A 15473-nucleotide genomic window follows, 5' to 3' on the forward strand; every position below is an offset into this window, starting at 1 on the left:
GCCCCCTCCCACAGTTTCAACAGTGTCGGGTCAGAACAATTGGGTGAACAGCCAGTACAGGCTGCCCGACAGCAGAATCGCCGCCGGTAATGTCAGCACCCAGGCCATCAGCAGGTTACGGATGGTGCGCATCTGCAACCCGCCGCCGTTGGCCACCATCGTACCGGCCACGCCCGATGACAGCACATGGGTGGTCGACACCGGCAACCCGTACATATCCGCCGCGCCGATGGTCAGCATCGCCACCATTTCGGCCGACGCACCCTGGGCGTAAGTCAGGTGGGTCTTGCCGATCTTCTCGCCCACTGTCACCACGATGCGCTTCCAGCCGACCATGGTGCCCAGCCCCAGCGCGATGGCCACGGCGATTTTCACCCACAGCGGGATAAAGCGCGTGGAGTTATCGAGTTGCTGCTTGAACAGTTGCAGCTTGCCCTGGGTGTCGGCGTCGAAGTGGCCGACCTTGTCCTTGTCCATCAGGCGAATGGTTTCGCTGGTCAGGTACATGTCGTTACGCACGTTGCCGACCGCTTCGGCGGGGACTTTGGCGAGGGAACCGTAACCTTTTACTTCGTCGCCGATGTGGCCGGTGAGGGCGGCCAGTGCCGGCACGAGGTCTGCGGTGGGCTCCTTGGTGCGCACGTAGGTGGAGAGGATCGGGCGCGGGTCGCCGGGCAATGTCTGCGGCGCGCTTTTCATCAGCGCCACCTGGGTCACCTCGGCCACCGCTGCGAACTGCAACGACTGTTCGACGGGCATGGCGCGGTTGAGGGCATAGGCCATCGGCAGGGTACCGACCAGGATCAACATGATCAGGCCCATGCCTTTCTGCCCGTCGTTGGAGCCGTGGGCAAACGACACGCCGGTGCAGGTGACGATCAGCAGGCCGCGAATCCACCACGGCGGCGGGGCGTCGCCCTTGGGCGCCTTGTACAGCGCGCGATTCTTGACGAAGGCGCGCAGGGCCAGCAACAGCAGGGCGGCAAAGCCGAAGCCGATCAGTGGCGAAAGCAGCAGCGCGTAACCGATCTTGATCGCCTGGCCCCAATCCACGCCGCTGCTGCCGTCACGCCCGTGCATCAAGGCATTCGCCACGCCGACGCCGATGATCGAGCCAATCAGGGTGTGGGAAGAGGACGCCGGCAAACCCAGCCACCAAGTGCCGAGGTTCCACAGGATGGCGGCGATCAGCAGGGCGAAGATCATCGCAAAGCCGGCCGAGGAACCCACCTGCAGAATCAGCTCGACCGGCAGCAGGGCAATGATGCCGAACGCTACCGCGCCGCTGGAAAGCAACACGCCGAGAAAGTTGAAGAAACCCGACCACACCACCGCAAAGTGCGGCGGCAGCGAGTTGGTGTAAATCACCGTTGCGACCGCGTTGGCGGTGTCGTGGAAGCCGTTGACGAACTCGAAACCCAGCGCGATCAACAACGCCACGCCCAGCAGCAGGAACGGCGTCCAGGTGGTAACGACGGCGCCCATCTCCTTCATGTCGTGCATCAGGCTGTAGGCAGTGAACAACAGGCCCATGGCAAGGACGGCGAAGAACATGATCACGGTGATCAGGCCGGGTTTCTTGTCCAGTCGGGGTTTGGGGTCGGTGTGTGCGGCGGTGCTAGGGGCTGTCAGTGAAGGGGTGGCCATGCCGGAGCATCCTGTGTGGGGAAGGATGTCGCCCATGATCATTACAAAATGTTACAGAGAGACTGCAACAGCTCAGTGTTCACGCGAATGAAAGTGCCACTTGTCCAGAACTCACCGCCAAACCCATGCGGGAGGGAGCAAGCCCCCTCCCACAGTCGATTGCAGTGCAATCAGTAGTCTTTGCGTTTGCGGAAGGCCCAGCGCCCGGCGATCAAGGTGAAGGTGGCCACCAGCGCCACCAGGATCCAGAAGCCTTCCGGGTCCTGGGAGAGCGGTACGCCGCCCACGTTCATGCCGAAGAAACCGGCGATAATGTTGATCGGCAGCGCCAGCACCGTGACCACGGTGAGGGTGAACAGCGTGCGGTTGCTCTGCTCGTTGAGGTTGGCGGCGATTTCTTCCTGCAACAACTTGATGCGTTCGCCCAGCGCCGTGAGGTCGTTGATGATCAGCGCGAACTCCTCGGTGGATTTGCGCAACTCCTTCACGTCTTCTTTTTGCAGCCATTGCGGTGGGCGGTTGAGCAGGCGCAGCAGCGAGCCCGGTTCCAGCGCCAGCAAGCGTTGCAGGCGTACCAGCACACGGCGCGCGGCACCGAGTTCGGCGCGGTTGGTGGCCAGTTGCGAGGACAGTAGCTGGTCTTCGATATGGTCGACGCTGATGCTGGTCTTGCGCACGATCTGCGTCAGCACTTCGCCCTGGTCGCGCAGCAAATGCACCAGCAGCGCCAGCGGCGAGCGAAAGCCCTCACCGGCCTTTACCGATGAGCGCAACTTGTCCACCGAGTGCAGCGGTTGCAGGCGCGCGCTCACCAGCAGGCGGCTGCGGGCGCACACCCACAAGGTAGAAATGTCCGACGACACCAGGCTGCTGAAGTTGAACACCACGTCGTTGACCACCGCCAGCAAGGCCGAGTCCACATGTTCGATACGCGTGGAGCGCGAGCCTTCGTGCAGGGCTTCGAAAAATTCCTCGGGCAAATCCAGGTGCGTTTGCATCCAGCGTTCGCACGCGGCATGAGCCAGGTTCAGGTGCAGCCACAAGAACTCGTCCGGGTCGGCCGGTTGTTGCAGAGCCTGCAGGGCGGTGGCGGAGTCGATCTGCTCGCCCTTTTCACCGGGGCGAAAACGGAAACCGTAAAGCAGGCCAAACAGATCGGGATCCTGGTGGCTGTGGTCAATGCTGTGGTTCATGGAGTCTCGCAGGGAAAGCGCCTGTAGGACGTTTCACAGGTTCGCATGCGCGAATCATTGCAAGGCGGGATGACGATTTTGTGACACTTTGAACGCTTGCTCAGCGCGTTTTCAGCATAAAGGTAAAGCGCGTCCCCGAATGCTCGCAGGTCGATACCTCCAGATCCCCGCCGTGTGCGTCGGCAATCTGCTTGACGATATACAACCCCAGGCCCAAGCCGGCTTGTGGGGTGTCGGTGACAGGGCGCGCATACGGCTCGAACAGGCGAGGCACTGCCTCCCGACTGATCTGCCCGGGATTTTTCACCGTGAGCATGAAGAGGCCATGCTCGATCTTCGCCGTGACCTCCACCGGGCCATCATGAAGACCATGATGGATGGCGTTGGCCACCAGGTTCGACAGCAACTGCGCCAAACGCTCGCTGTCGCCGTATACGCCCCGCAAATCGCCGATATCGGCGCGAATCACCCGCGTGGGGTTCACGCTCTGCACCTCGGACACCACGTGGTGCAGGGCGCTCTGCAATCCTTCGCAATCGCTCAGGTGCAGCGGAATGCCACTGCCCATGCGGCCACGGGCGAAATCCAGCACGTCTTCGACCAACTGCGCGGCACGCTGGCCGCTGCTGAGAATGTGCCGCACCAGCGGGTCGGTGGCCGGTGCCGAATGCTTGCGCAGCAGGCGTTCGGCACTGAAATTGATGGCGAACAAGGGGTTGCGCAGGTCATGGCCCAGCACGGCGATAAACTGCTCGCGCAATTCTGCTGTGCCGCGTTCTTCGTACAGTTGCGCTTCGGTATGTTGCAGGGTTTCTTCGGCTTCGATCTGCAGCGCCAGCACCCGCGCGAACGACTCCATGGTGGATTGGATCGCGCTGCTGCGCAGGTTGGCGGGGTTGGGGTCGAGGGCGCAGATCGTGCCGAAAAAACGCCCGTCGGTGCGGAACACCGGCACCGAAATATAGCTTTCGAACTGGTAGATACGCGGCGTGTGGTGGTCGTGATAAAGCGGGTCTTCGCTGGCCTTGTCGATCACCACGGACACATGGGAGCCGCGGATCTCATGGCAGATGGTGGTGGTCAGGTCCAGCTCGCCGCCGACCCCGAGGCCGAATTCCAGCTCATCGCGCACCGCGCAGGCGGTCCAGGTGTCATCGGTCACCCTGGCCACGGCAGCGAAGCGCAGGCCGGTGATGTCGCTGATCACCTGAAGCATCGCAGGCACGGCGCTGATCCGGCCAATGGTGGCGATGTCGGCAGCTTTTTGGTCCATGCAGCAGCCTCTGTGCGCAACGTGGTGGGCGAAGTTCGCCGCCCGATGTAGGGAATTTTAACGACCTTAAGTGCTGCAGCGGTAATTTATGTACGAATTTTCCTGCACTCATAAAAAAACCGCGCCACCCGAAGGTGGCGCGGCTTTTTGGGGTTCAACTCAGGTGTCTTGCTTGTTTTCCAGCACTGCGCCGGTCTTGGCATCGAGCTTGACTTCAAAGCGCTTGCCGGCGGTATCGGTCAGGTCGACTTCATAGACATACTGGTCGGCGACGCCGTGTTTGTTGTCCAGCTCCGTGTCGGTAATCGAAGCACCAGGGTGAGTTGCCACGGCCGCTGCGTTGAGTTTGTCGAAAGGCATCACGGCGCCGGACTTGACCAGGCCTTCAATATGATCCGGACGAACATCCGCCTGAGCCAAACCGGCAGTCAGGGTCAGAGCGGTGGCAGCGAACAGGGCAGTCAAAGTTTTCATGGTGTGTCCTCTTGGATGAACTGTTTAAGTGGCGCCAGATTAACCAGCGCAACTTAATTCATCCTTAAGGGCTCACTGACACCAATGCTTCAGTATTTATAGTCGTTGAGCAGGTCCTGCACGCTGGACGACGGCCAGCGCTTGTAGAACTTCAGCAGTTCGGCCGCGCGGTTGGTGAAGATGCCATCGACGCCGGCGTTCATCACTTTTTCGAAATCCACCGGCTCATCGACGGTGTAGACGTGCACCAGCAGGCCTTTGTCGTGGGTCAGCTTGTTCATTTCCGGTTTGACCAGGTCGGTGTAGCTCTGGTCACCGTGATGGGTCAGCTCGGCCGAAGGGCCGGTGCCGATGGCGCCAAGGTCCTTGGCCTGGTCGACCCATTTTTCGAACTCGGCGGCGTCTTTCGGTTCTTGCTTGGCGTAGTAGGCGGCCTTGGTCGACTCGCCGGACTCGGCGAAGGTCTGTTTGGATTTTGGCTCGATACTGCCTTCACCCACCCACAGCAGCAGGATCTTCGGCGTGTTGGGCATCTCCTTTTGCAGCTCTTTCAGGCTGGCCACCTCGAAGGTTTGCAGCACCACGCGGCCCTTGCCCTGGCCGACGCCGGTGTTGCTCTTGCCCAGCTTGGAACCGGCGGAACTCAGCCAGCCCTTGTCCAGCAGTTTGGTTTTGAGGTCGGCTTCGATGCCCGGGAATTGCTTGGGCTCCTTGGTCTCGATGTACAGGCCGGGTTTGTGCTGCGGGTTGCCTTCGGCGATCTTGATGATGTCGTCCAGGCTCTGGATCTTCAGGCCGACGAAGCCCGGGCGGGCGCGGTCCGGGTAGGCGGCGTTGAACCAGCTGCCGGCGTCGAGGGTTTGCAGTTCTTTCCAGGTGAACTCGTTGGCCGGCGCGTCTTTGCGCTCGGGGAACTTGGTAGCCACGTCGGTGGTGCGCTGCAGGTTGTTGTCGTGCAGAGCGAACAGCACACCGTCCTTGCTGCGCTGCAGGTCCATTTCCAGGTAGTCGGCGCCCAGGTCGCGCGCGACCTTGTAGGCTGCGGCGGTGGATTCGGGAGCATCGTAGGACGCACCGCGGTGGGCGATGACGGCCGGGTAGGGGATGCCTTCGTTGGTCGCCAACTCGGCCGGGCTGATCGAGTCGGCTGCCTGCGCCTGGCCAAGACCGAGCATCAGTGCGAGCAGCAGAGCGCTCTTGGTAAACGTGACAGGCATAAGCGAAGTCCTTTCGTGGAGGGAACTTGAGAAGGCTTCCTTTTTAACAAGTGATTGTGAACGGCGCTATAACCAAACCGACATTAACGTGCGCGGGGGGTGTTTTAGGGGCCTTTTCAGTCAGGTGAAGATCAAATTGTGGGAGGGAGCAAGCCCCCTCCCACAAAGATATGCGTTTCAGATTGGAAAGGCGTAGGCCCTTTCGACCTTGCACACGCGGGTATGAAACGCCGAGTACCAGCTGGCGCGTCCTTGCTCGCGTACCTGTGTGTGCTCGGCATTGTGCTTCCACGCCAGAATTGCCGCTTCGCTGCGCCAATATGAAACCGTAATCCCCAGCCCGTCCTCCCGCGCTGATTCCACGCCCAGGAACCCCGGTTGTTCGCGGGCCAGTTCCAGCATGCGCAGGGCTGCCTGGCCGTAACCCAGGTCCCCATCGCTGCGCAGCGAGCTGAAGATCACCGCGTAGTAAGGCGGCGCGGGCGTGTTGGCGATCATGCCGAAAGCGCCTGGCAGGCCTTGAGCAGCGCCAGCGCCAGGGGCGGCGTCGTGCCCTTGAGCGCCGCGCGCTCGGGCTGGAACAGCGTGGCGACGAAGAACGGGTGGTTCAGCAGTTCGACGGCGCGTGGCTCGCCGGCGGCGTCGTGGCCGCTGGCAATCAGGTCGCCTTCCAGCAGAGCGCTTTCGAAGGCGGGGTTGATGCCGTAGCGGCAGCGGTAGCCTTCTTCGAGATCCAGCTGGCCGTAGGCATCGGCGATGCGGGTGCCGGGGACTAAACGTATCGTGTCGATCGCCTCCACCAACGCGCAGCCAAGCGGGGTGATCACCGCACGCTGGGCATCCGGCACCAGTTCGCCGTGTTCGGCATCGGCCCAGCCCATTGCATGGCGGGCATATTCGAGCACGGCGTGCTGAAAACCGCCGCAGGTGCCGAGGAAAGGGCGCCGCTGTTCGCGGGCAAAACGCACCGCGCGCAAGGCGCCCTGAGTGTCGCGGTAGGGGCTGGCCGGGACGCACCAGAACCCGTCGAAACCCTGCAACAGCGTCGTGGAGGTGAGCGTGTCGGTGGCGAGCCATTTGACGTGCACCGTCAGGCCCAGGGTTTGCGCGGCCTGTTGCAGCGCGAGCGGGATCGCCTGGTGCGCGATCACATCCGGGTTGTAGTCGCCGATCAGGGCGATGTGCAGAGCGGTGGTTTTCATCAGAGGCATCCCATGGCTTGTTGTGTCCTGATGCCCACTATAGATTGGCGCTCACGCAATCAATATTGGCATTTGCCCACATGCTCAATGCAGTCACGCACTATCAAATCGATTACACCGACCTGTCTCTGATCCTGGCCCTGGTGCGCGGCGGCAGCCTGGCGCGGGCGGCAGCGTTGTTGCGGGTGGATGTGTCCACGGTGTTCCGCGCGGTGCGGCGGCTGGAGGCGGCCCTGGGGCAGACCCTGTTTGAAAAAAGCCGCGCCGGTTACCTGCCCACCAGCCTGGCGAGCCACCTGGCGCAACAGGCCGAGTGTGCCGAACAGGCCCTGGAAGCCGCGCGCATCGGCGTGGAGCAGGGCGGCGAGGTGATCAGCGGCACGGTGCGCCTGACCTGCACCGACTCCGTGCTGCAAAGCTTGCTGCTGCCGGCGCTGGCGCAGTTCATGCCGGCTTACCCGGCGCTGACGCTGGAGCTGAGCACGTCGAATGATTTTGCCAACCTCAGCCGCCGCGATGCCGACATTGCCCTGCGCCTGACCCGCACGCCGCCGCAGCACCTTGTAGGACGCAACCTGGGCAGCGTGGCGTATCGGGTATGTGCCAGTGTCGATTATGCGCGCCGGCACGCGGGCCGCGCGTTGGCTGAGCTGGACTGGATCGCGCCGGATGATTTCCTGCCCGATCACCCCACCGTGGTTTGGCGTCGTGAGCACCTGCCAGGCGTGCGCCTCAGTTACCGCTGCAACAGCATGCTTTCGGTGACCGAACTGGTGCGGGCTGGGTTGGGGGTGGCGGCCTTGCCAGACTTTTTACTGGACGCGCACCTGCAACCGCTGGGCCCTGCGCTGGCAGGGCACGATACCGCGCTGTGGCTGCTGACGCGCCCGGATTGCCGGGCGTTGCGTTCGGTGGTGACGTTGTTCGAGCAGTTGGGACTGCATGTGCCCGGAGCGAGGCCCAGTTGAGGTATGCAGTGCAGCAATTCCCAATGTGAGAGCAAGCTCAAATGTGGGAGCAAGCCCCCTCCCACATCAGCCACCCTTTGGCAGATGGGGGTCAGTGGCTGACCCGTTCACCGGCAAACGCGCTCACCGCCTGCACCGCCTCGCTGGTGCCCTGGCGAATCTGCAGGATCACCGTGCCGGCCCGGTTGGCCAGGTCCACGCCGACGGCTGCGCGGTCGCGGGTGCCGTCCATGCTGTCGATGGCCTGACGGGTCTCTTCCTGGATCATGGCGATCATGCTGGAAATTTCCGTGGTCGAGCCGCTGGTGCGGGACGCCAGTTGTCGCACTTCATCGGCCACCACCGCAAAGCCGCGACCCTGTTCGCCGGCCCGTGCTGCTTCGATGGCCGCATTGAGCGCCAGCAGATTGGTCTGGTCGGCAATCGCGCGAATGGTGTTGACGATGGCCGTGATCTGCTGCGAACGCTCGCCCAGTTTGGCGATCAATTGCGACGAGCCGTCGATGTTCGCGGCAATTTCGCGCATGCCAGTGGCCGATTGTTGAATCACTTCGGCGCCTTTTTCCGCGATGTCGCGCGTACTCAGGGAGATGTGATACGCCTGCGTCGCACTTGCGGCGTCGGTGGCATGTTGTTGCACGCGGGCGGTGATGTCGGAGGCGAATTTCACCACCTTGCACAGGCGCCCGCCGGCGTCGTACACCGGGTTGTAGTTGGCTTCGAGCCACACGGCCTGGCCGTTCCTGTCGATGCGCTCGAACTGGCCGCTGAACAGTTCGCCCTGGTTCAGGCGCTTCCAGAAGTCGGCATAGGCCGCACTGTTGGCCGATTCCGGCGTGCAGAACAGGCGGTGATGCTTGCCCTGAATCTGCGCCAGGCTGTAGCCCATGCGCGAGAGGAAGTTTTCGTTGGCGGTGATGATGGTGCCGTCGAGGTTGAACTCGATCACTGCCATGGCGCGGCCGATGGCTTCCAGTTTGGCATTGGCCTCGCTTTCAGCCTGCAAGCGCGGGGTCACGTCCAGGGCGTACTTCACCACCTTGATCACCGTGCCCGTGTCGTCGCGCACCGGGTTGTAGCTGGCTTCCAGCCATACCGACTGGCCATTGCTGCCCAGCCGCTCGACGGTGCCAGACTGAAACTGGCCATTGCGCAGTTGGGTCCACAGCTGGCTGTATTGCGCGCTGCGGGCAAATTCGGGGGCGCAAAACAGGCGGTGCGACTGGCCGATGACTTGCTCGGCGCGATAGCCCATGGTGTGCAGAAAATTGTCATTGGCCCGCAGTACGGTGCCTTGCAGGTCGAATTCGATCACGGCCATTGAGCGCTCGATGGCGTCGAGCAGACTGGCTTGCTGGGCGACAGTGTGTTGCAGGGCGTTGATGGTTTTTTTGTAGGCGTTGAATAGCATGTGCAGTGCTCGGACAAGCAACGTCGGGAGTTATCCATGGATTGGCGCTTGCCCCGTTTGGCGCTTGGCCTACGGCGGACGTGCTCATTGTCGACTTCCTGATGCCGACAGAAGGTGGAACGGGTCTATGAGTGATCAGCCTGACAACAAGTTCGCCTCAGGGGCAGGACCTTTTTTGGGCAGGTGACCGGTGGTGGCATTATGCTTTCACTGTGGTGGGGTGGAAGAAAATTCTGACGAGGTGTTGTACGACAACTTCAGGCGAAATGGGCAATCACCTGATCGCTGACCTTGACCCGGTTGCGTCCGGTGTCCTTGGCGTCGTACAGCGCCCGGTCCGCCGCGTTCAGCCATAGGGAGGCGTCGGTGAAGAAGGGCTGAAAAGTCGCCAGGCCGATGCTCAGGCTGACCCTTAATTCGGGGATCTGCGGGTGACGGTAATCGCTGAAGGTCTCGCGCATGTGCTCCATGATCCGCGCGGCTTCGGCCAACGGCATTTGCGGAAGAATCACACAGAACTCATCGCCACCGTAGCGCCCGGCCAGGTCGTTTTCCCGCAGCTTGCGTCGCAGCTCCAGGCTCAGCTCGCGCAGCACCGTATCGCCGACGATATGGCCGTGGGTGTCATTGATCTGCTTGAAGTGGTCGATATCGATCAGCGCAATGGTGGCGTGGCTGCTCTGCTGCTGGCACTCGTGGAACTTGAGGTGCAGCAGATCTTTCCAGGAGCCGTGGTTGAGCAGGCCCGTGAGGCTGTCGGTGCGGCTCAGGGCGCCGAGGGCGCGTTTGTGCTCCGACAGTTTGATCGCCAATTGGTAACAGACCATGCCGATGGCCATGGGGTAAAGCGTCAGCATCGGCAGGCAGGTGTAGACCTGGAGGAGGCTGACATCGGGGTTAAAGCGTATGCCGAACAGTGCCCACGCCACGACGATGCCGACGCCCTGAGCCAGCAGGCCACGCAGGAACAGGCGTGTGCCACCAGCGGCGACGTTGTTCATGGTGACCATCGACAGCAGGGTCGCGGTGGTCAGCGGCGTGAATTGCGCGGCGGCGACCCAGAAGCCAGCGAACACCGAGTCATACAGGAAGTTGCGCTGTTCGGCCTGGTAGGGAAATGGCGAGCGGGTCGACAACAGGTACGCGGCGTGCGCCCAGATGAATCCGTTGAGCAGCAGAAACGCCCACACCCAACCCGGCATAACCAACGGATACAAGGCGCCAGTGACACTGATGCTGCCAACACCCAGGCCGATAATCCTTGGCTGGTAGATACGCCTGGCAAATGAAAGTCCTTTGCCTCGTCTGTTTTCCATAAATTTCTGGCCCAGCTGATTTTTTACAGGTACGGCGATGCGCGGTCACTGGATCAACCGTTGATCGGATAATGCCGGGAATATTGTCAGTTATTCGTAAAGGAATAATCAGTGGCCTTGGAGGCCATTTGCGCAAATCGGGTGCCAAATGCGCCAAAAGCGACTTTCCATGTCGCTTATGCGATAGCGCCTGCGGGGTCAGCGGGGCGGACTTCGTAGCCTGCGAGGAACAGGTCGATGGCCGACTCGATCACGCGGGCCTGTTCGGCCGCGTCCAGGGTGGGCTGGCCGAGGGTGATCTGTGGCCAGAACGCGAAGGCCTTGAGCAGGCTCTGGATCTGGTGCGCGGCGAAGGCCGGGTCGGTGCAACTGAGCCGGCCATCGTCGCGTGCGGCGCGCACCCATTGGGTGAAGCCTTCTTCGCGCTTGCTCAGGCGGTTGACCATGTCCTGCGCGCGCTCCGGCGAATGAATGGTGGCAGCGATGGCCACGCGTGCCAGGTCGAGGAAGTTGGCGTCCGCCATCATCTGCATCTTGGCGGCGAGCAAACCGCGCAATTGCTCACGCAGCGGGCGCTCGCTGGCATAGCTGATGTCGAGTTGCGCGACGCTGCTGGCCCAGAGTTGATGGAGAATCTCGGCGAACAACTCCTCCTTGCTGGGGAAGTGGTTGTACACCGTGCGCTTGGAGACGCCGGCGGTGGCGGCGATCCTGTCCATGCTGGTGACCTCGAACCCATTGGCGCGAAACTCGGCGATGGCCGCCGCCACGATGGCTTCGCGCTTGCGGTCGGTGAGGCGTTGGGGGGCAGTCATGGCGGGCGATCGGCTCCGAGAGAAATTACACTCGGCAGTTTACTTGCTCCGGATTTTGTTGCAATCTTGAAACTACACTGTGCAGTGTAATTTTCCCGCAGTTCGCAGGAGCTTTGTTGTAATGGCCACCACCCCATCCCAAGACACCGCGTCTGCTGCGCTCAAGCCTGCCGAGCAGGCACAGCGGCAATTCAGCAACGGCACTCGGGTGCCGCACGGCGGATTTGGTAAAACCCTGGGCATCTTCTGGAAGATGTTGTTCCACAAACCGCGCAACACCCGGCCGGTGGGGGAGGTTCCGGTACAGTCCCTGACGCGTGAGCAACTGCTGGCCGCACCCGATCACAGCGTGTTTCGTCTGGGGCATTCCACCGTGTTGCTGAAGATGCGCGGCAAGTTCTGGCTCACCGACCCGGTGTTTGCCGAGCGCGCATCACCTTTCAGTTGGGCCGGGCCCAAGCGGTTTCACCAGCCGCCCATCAGCCTTGCAGCGCTGCCGCCGCTGGAGGCGGTGGTTCTGTCCCATAACCATTACGACCATCTGGACCGCAAGGCGGTCATCCAGTTGGCCGGCAAGACCCGCTTCTTTCTGGCCCCGCTGGGTGTGGGCGACACCTTGATTAAATGGGGAGTGGAGGCCAGCAAAGTGCGGCAGTTGGACTGGTGGGAAGATACCGAAGTGGAAGGCATTCGTTTCGTTGCTACGCCCGCCCAGCACTTTTCCGGACGCGGGCTGTTTGATGGCAACCAGACCCTGTGGTGTTCCTGGGTGATGATCGACGCGGCGCGGCGCATTTTCTTCAGCGGCGACACCGGCTATTTCGATAGCTTCAAACGTATCGGCGAGCAGTACGGCCCGTTCGACTTGACGCTGATGGAAACCGGCGCCTACAACGTCGACTGGCCCCATGTGCACATGCAACCGGAGCAAACCCTGCAGGCCCACATCGACCTCAAGGGCCGTTGGCTGCTGCCGATTCACAACGGCACATTCGACCTGGCGTTCCACGCCTGGCACGAACCCTTCGACCGCATCATGGCCCTGGCGTGGGAGCGCAACGTGTTGATTACCACGCCGGCAATGGGACAGGCATTCAATCTGAACCAGCCGGAGCGTGGGCACGCATGGTGGCTGGAGGTGGAGGCTCAAGGTGCACAGGCGCGCGCCTCGAGCTGAGGCAAAGAGCAGCTACGGGAAATGACTTTTCAAGGTGTTTCAGCGCGGCACAAGCGTCGGAAGACAGTGCATGATCGCCCGGAATTTTAGCCTCTGTGGGTCTGCTTCGATGGATGATGGCGGTAGGAAAAACGTTCAACTGGGTATGCATTTTCGTACGGTGCCGGCCTCGTCCTCCGCATCGGCGGAGCCTGTCGATCTGGCGGCGTCCAAGCGCCACTTCCACGCTGACGAAGGTTGCCTGAGCGGTATCATTTTTGGTGACGAACACGCCAAGGGCAAGGTGTTCATACCGGGCTACAACGCCGTGGCTCCGATGATCAGGCCAGTACGCGATCCTTCGTTGTCGTTGATCGCGCTGAGCGGTATCGACCCTTCCGACCCGGTGATGGTGGAGGTGCCCCTGGTGCTGAACAACACCACGTTCACGGCGACTCCGCCGTTGGCCGGCTGGCGCCTTGGCTATGTCGAACACTATGTACGCGGCGAGCATAAAGAACCTGCGCCACACAGCCCAGCCCTGCGTAGAGCGTTCGACACCCTGCGCCAGGCGGGCGCGCAACTGGTGGCGGTGGACGCGCAACGAACGGATGACAGCCTTCACTTCAGCCTGCGCAATCGCAATGAAATTGATCAGTTGCTGGCGGACTCTCGGCTTGATGCCGTGGTGTCGGACGACCGGCGTGCAGCGTTTCATGGCGATAGCCCCAGCGATTACCCCCGTGTCTGCGAAGTGCTGGAAGATGGTTCGCAGCTCTGGTTTTTTGGCTCACGCAGGTCGCGGGCTTCGCTCAGCCTGCTCGTATGGGCCTTTCGGCAGGGGCGTGCGACCTAGTCACAGCGCGGCCATACAAGGTTGGGGTTGTTCGGCTCAGTCTGTAGCTGGGGCCATGGAATGACCCCGCCGTTTAACCATGTGATATTCCTGAGCCTGAGCCCGTAAATCCGACTGCACCACCTGTGCCTGCGGGAAGTGCAGGGCCACGGTGACCAGATACTGGAAGGCGGCAGCCGCCATGCTGACAGGGCGGCATTCCTTGCCAGGACCGCGTGCCACGATGGCGGCAACCACAGCCTGCGCAGTTTGCGTCGGCATGAACGCGTGTTGAAGCCGCAGAAGTGTCCGGATATTCGATTGGATATTACGCACCATTCGTTTGAGGAGTTGATGAGTCAAGTGATACCGCTGTTGAACCCATGAAGCGCGAGAGAATGCCTGGAGCGGCCGGCTCGGTCGCAACGGTATCAAAGCGGCGCACACTCATCCCCCACCCCGGCGCAAACCCCGGGAAGAACACCAGGCCTTCAGCCTCCAAGCGAAACGCCAGTGCCAGGCGGACCTCATCGTTCACCTGCGCGCGGCTTTCAAACTGTTGTACCGACGCCACCGATACACCGGCCTGACGGGCCAGGTCTTCGTGGCTCCAGCCCAGCATGGCACGGGCCTGCACGCTGTGTTGGGCGGTGAATTGGTGCAGGACGATCTGCTGGTCTACGAACGAGCTCATTGCCAGAGAGGACATGAGGTTTCTCCAGGAAGTGACGGGAGCGCAAACTATACTGTTTTTTTGTACAGGTGTTTGTGCCGTTCATCTACTGGGCTTTTAAACAGTGTTTTGGCTTTGTGTTTTTCGCGTGGGGGCCGCGCTGCGACGCAAGGGTTGGAGAACCTGCGCCCCCGTGAATTAATGCCCGCATCGGTTAAACGCAAGCACATCCTGTTGGCCATTCATGTGAAAACACGCTACTGCATGCTGGATGCGGCGAAGGTTCAGCAGTCACGTGAACAGTATCGGCAAATGTGGCGTGCGCCGCACGCTACTGCTTAAAGCGTCTGCAGCCCCGGCGCTTCCCGAATAATCAGATGATCCAGGTTCTCGATATTCGCGCTGAACACCCCGAACGTCTGCTCGGGGTTCTTCTTGCTCGGCACCTGTTTCAGCTCCGGCGTCACACCGTAAAAGAAACAATACAGTTCCCGCTCACTGCTCGCCGCCGCCTTGATCTGCTCCAGAAACGCCGTGCGCTTGCGGTAGTTCTCGATGAGTTTTTTGCTCAGGTACACGTTGACCGAGTAAGGCTTTTTGTCGAGCCATACCTTCTTTTCAAAGTCGATGCGAAAGCTGCTGGTGTAGTCCTTGATGGCCTTGACCTTGCCCCAGTAGATCAGGCCCTTGTTGTCCTGCAGGTATTCGATCTTCTTGAAAAACGTCCAATAGGTCGCGGTGTGTTCGCCGATCTTCAGCGGCATGGCCTTGAGCCGGTCCTTGTCGTCGATGTTCGATACGTAGCATTCCACCGGGTGGGCGAACACGCTGGTTTTGTCCGGGGTGGTGTCACTTGAACTCACCGGCAAGCTGACGCGGTTGGCGGGCGGGTTCGCAGGCGTCGGCAAGGCCTGCCTCTCGCTGCCGGCGGCGGGTGTTTTGCGTGGGTAGCTGCGGCGCGTCAACACAAACTCCGAAGGGAAATTATCCTCGCGCGCGTCGTCACTTTCTCCGCTCGCGGCCTTATGCAGGCTGGCATAGCGGCAGCCCTCGATATGCTGCGTGCCGGTCCTGTTCTTGAAGTGGGGCGTGCGCAGGTAATTGACGTTTTTCGCGTTGAACGTGGCCAGCGTATTGCCCGCCTCGAACGCCGCCCGGCAGGCATCGTTGGGGCACAGGAAGCTGTCCGTGTCGGAGTCGTAAGCGGCGGTTTCGTCGAAATTCAGGTCCCGCACGTCGTAGATCGACAGCTTGTCATCGAGACTCAGGCTATAGGCCGTATCGAATTTCATG

The 15473-nt window shown here is 61.4% G+C and carries 16 protein-coding genes and 1 pseudogene; 3 read left to right on the forward strand and 14 right to left on the reverse strand.

Annotated features, from left to right (window positions below):
• Positions 1 to 30: 30 nt before the first annotated feature.
• The 7 genes from TU75_RS18205 to TU75_RS18235 all read right to left on the reverse strand — a co-directional run bounded on the left by TU75_RS18205 (position 31) and on the right by TU75_RS18235 (position 7006).
• Positions 31 to 1647, reverse strand: coding sequence for an inorganic phosphate transporter (locus TU75_RS18205; protein WP_003237874.1), 1617 nt, complete (start codon positions 1645 to 1647; stop codon positions 31 to 33).
• Positions 1648 to 1817: 170 nt separating this feature from the next.
• Complete coding sequence (locus tag TU75_RS18210) at positions 1818 to 2840, reverse strand: transporter (RefSeq protein WP_003237876.1); 1023 nt, start codon at positions 2838 to 2840, stop codon at positions 1818 to 1820.
• A 100-nt stretch (positions 2841 to 2940) separates the two neighbouring features.
• Positions 2941 to 4113 (reverse strand): GAF domain-containing sensor histidine kinase, encoded by a 1173-nt coding sequence (locus TU75_RS18215; protein WP_060549683.1) that lies wholly within the window; start codon positions 4111 to 4113, stop codon positions 2941 to 2943.
• Between the two features lie 159 nt (positions 4114 to 4272).
• Positions 4273 to 4587 (reverse strand): PepSY domain-containing protein, encoded by a 315-nt coding sequence (locus TU75_RS18220; RefSeq protein WP_003237880.1) that lies wholly within the window; start codon positions 4585 to 4587, stop codon positions 4273 to 4275.
• Between the two features lie 89 nt (positions 4588 to 4676).
• Positions 4677 to 5804, reverse strand: a complete 1128-nt coding sequence (locus TU75_RS18225) for a glycerophosphodiester phosphodiesterase family protein (protein ID WP_003237882.1) — start codon at positions 5802 to 5804, stop codon at positions 4677 to 4679.
• Positions 5805 to 5981: 177 nt separating this feature from the next.
• On the reverse strand, positions 5982 to 6302 hold the full coding sequence (locus tag TU75_RS18230) for an antibiotic biosynthesis monooxygenase family protein (RefSeq protein WP_003237883.1): 321 nt from the start codon (positions 6300 to 6302) through the stop codon (positions 5982 to 5984).
• Positions 6299 to 7006: a CTP synthase C-terminal region-related (seleno)protein gene (locus TU75_RS18235; RefSeq protein ID WP_015372791.1), complete on the reverse strand. Its 708-nt coding sequence runs from the start codon at positions 7004 to 7006 to the stop codon at positions 6299 to 6301. Before TU75_RS18235 ends, TU75_RS18230 begins: the two co-directional genes overlap by 4 nt.
• An 80-nt stretch (positions 7007 to 7086) precedes the next feature.
• Here TU75_RS18235 and TU75_RS18240 point away from each other — a divergent pair, with 80 nt between their 5' ends.
• Positions 7087 to 7974: a LysR family transcriptional regulator gene (locus tag TU75_RS18240; protein WP_003237887.1), complete on the forward strand. Its 888-nt coding sequence runs from the start codon at positions 7087 to 7089 to the stop codon at positions 7972 to 7974.
• Positions 7975 to 8065: 91 nt separating this feature from the next.
• Here the strand turns inward: TU75_RS18240 and TU75_RS28630 are convergent, their stop codons facing one another.
• From TU75_RS28630 to TU75_RS18255, 4 genes and pseudogenes are all read right to left on the reverse strand, one after another.
• On the reverse strand, positions 8066 to 8500 hold the full coding sequence (locus TU75_RS28630) for a methyl-accepting chemotaxis protein (RefSeq protein ID WP_370671342.1): 435 nt from the start codon (positions 8498 to 8500) through the stop codon (positions 8066 to 8068).
• Between the two features lie 165 nt (positions 8501 to 8665).
• A pseudogene (locus tag TU75_RS28635) lies at positions 8666 to 9385 on the reverse strand (PAS domain-containing protein); the annotation flags it as partial.
• A gap of 257 nt (positions 9386 to 9642) precedes the next feature.
• On the reverse strand, positions 9643 to 10701 hold the full coding sequence (locus TU75_RS18250; protein ID WP_003237891.1) for a diguanylate cyclase: 1059 nt from the start codon (positions 10699 to 10701) through the stop codon (positions 9643 to 9645).
• 176 nt (positions 10702 to 10877) lie between these two features.
• Positions 10878 to 11516 carry a TetR/AcrR family transcriptional regulator gene (locus tag TU75_RS18255; RefSeq protein WP_060549684.1) on the reverse strand — a complete coding sequence of 213 codons (639 nt, stop codon included), beginning with the start codon at positions 11514 to 11516 and terminating at the stop codon, positions 10878 to 10880.
• A gap of 121 nt (positions 11517 to 11637) precedes the next feature.
• On the opposite strand from TU75_RS18255, the gene TU75_RS18260 reads away from it, so the two are divergent.
• Positions 11638 to 12693: an MBL fold metallo-hydrolase gene (locus TU75_RS18260; RefSeq protein ID WP_060549685.1), complete on the forward strand. Its 1056-nt coding sequence runs from the start codon at positions 11638 to 11640 to the stop codon at positions 12691 to 12693.
• A gap of 145 nt (positions 12694 to 12838) precedes the next feature.
• A complete protein-coding gene (locus TU75_RS18265; RefSeq protein ID WP_082630458.1) occupies positions 12839 to 13528 on the forward strand; it encodes a hypothetical protein in 690 nt (229 codons plus the stop codon).
• Positions 13529 to 13564: 36 nt separating this feature from the next.
• Here the strand turns inward: TU75_RS18265 and TU75_RS18270 are convergent, their stop codons facing one another.
• The 3 genes from TU75_RS18270 to TU75_RS18280 form a co-directional block, all read right to left on the reverse strand.
• The gene (locus TU75_RS18270) at positions 13565 to 13870 is read right to left on the reverse strand and encodes a hypothetical protein (protein WP_169794355.1); all 306 of its coding nucleotides are present in this window, start codon (positions 13868 to 13870) and stop codon (positions 13565 to 13567) included.
• A complete protein-coding gene (locus TU75_RS18275; protein ID WP_060549686.1) occupies positions 13836 to 14216 on the reverse strand; it encodes a helix-turn-helix domain-containing protein in 381 nt (126 codons plus the stop codon). The genes TU75_RS18270 and TU75_RS18275 overlap by 35 nt, the downstream gene beginning before the upstream one ends.
• A 302-nt stretch (positions 14217 to 14518) precedes the next feature.
• On the reverse strand, positions 14519 to 15472 hold the full coding sequence (locus TU75_RS18280) for a hypothetical protein (protein ID WP_060549687.1): 954 nt from the start codon (positions 15470 to 15472) through the stop codon (positions 14519 to 14521).
• Between the last annotated feature and the right edge of the window lies 1 nt (position 15473).

Source organism: Pseudomonas poae, from assembly GCF_001439785.1.
GTDB lineage: Bacteria > Pseudomonadota > Gammaproteobacteria > Pseudomonadales > Pseudomonadaceae > Aquipseudomonas > Aquipseudomonas poae.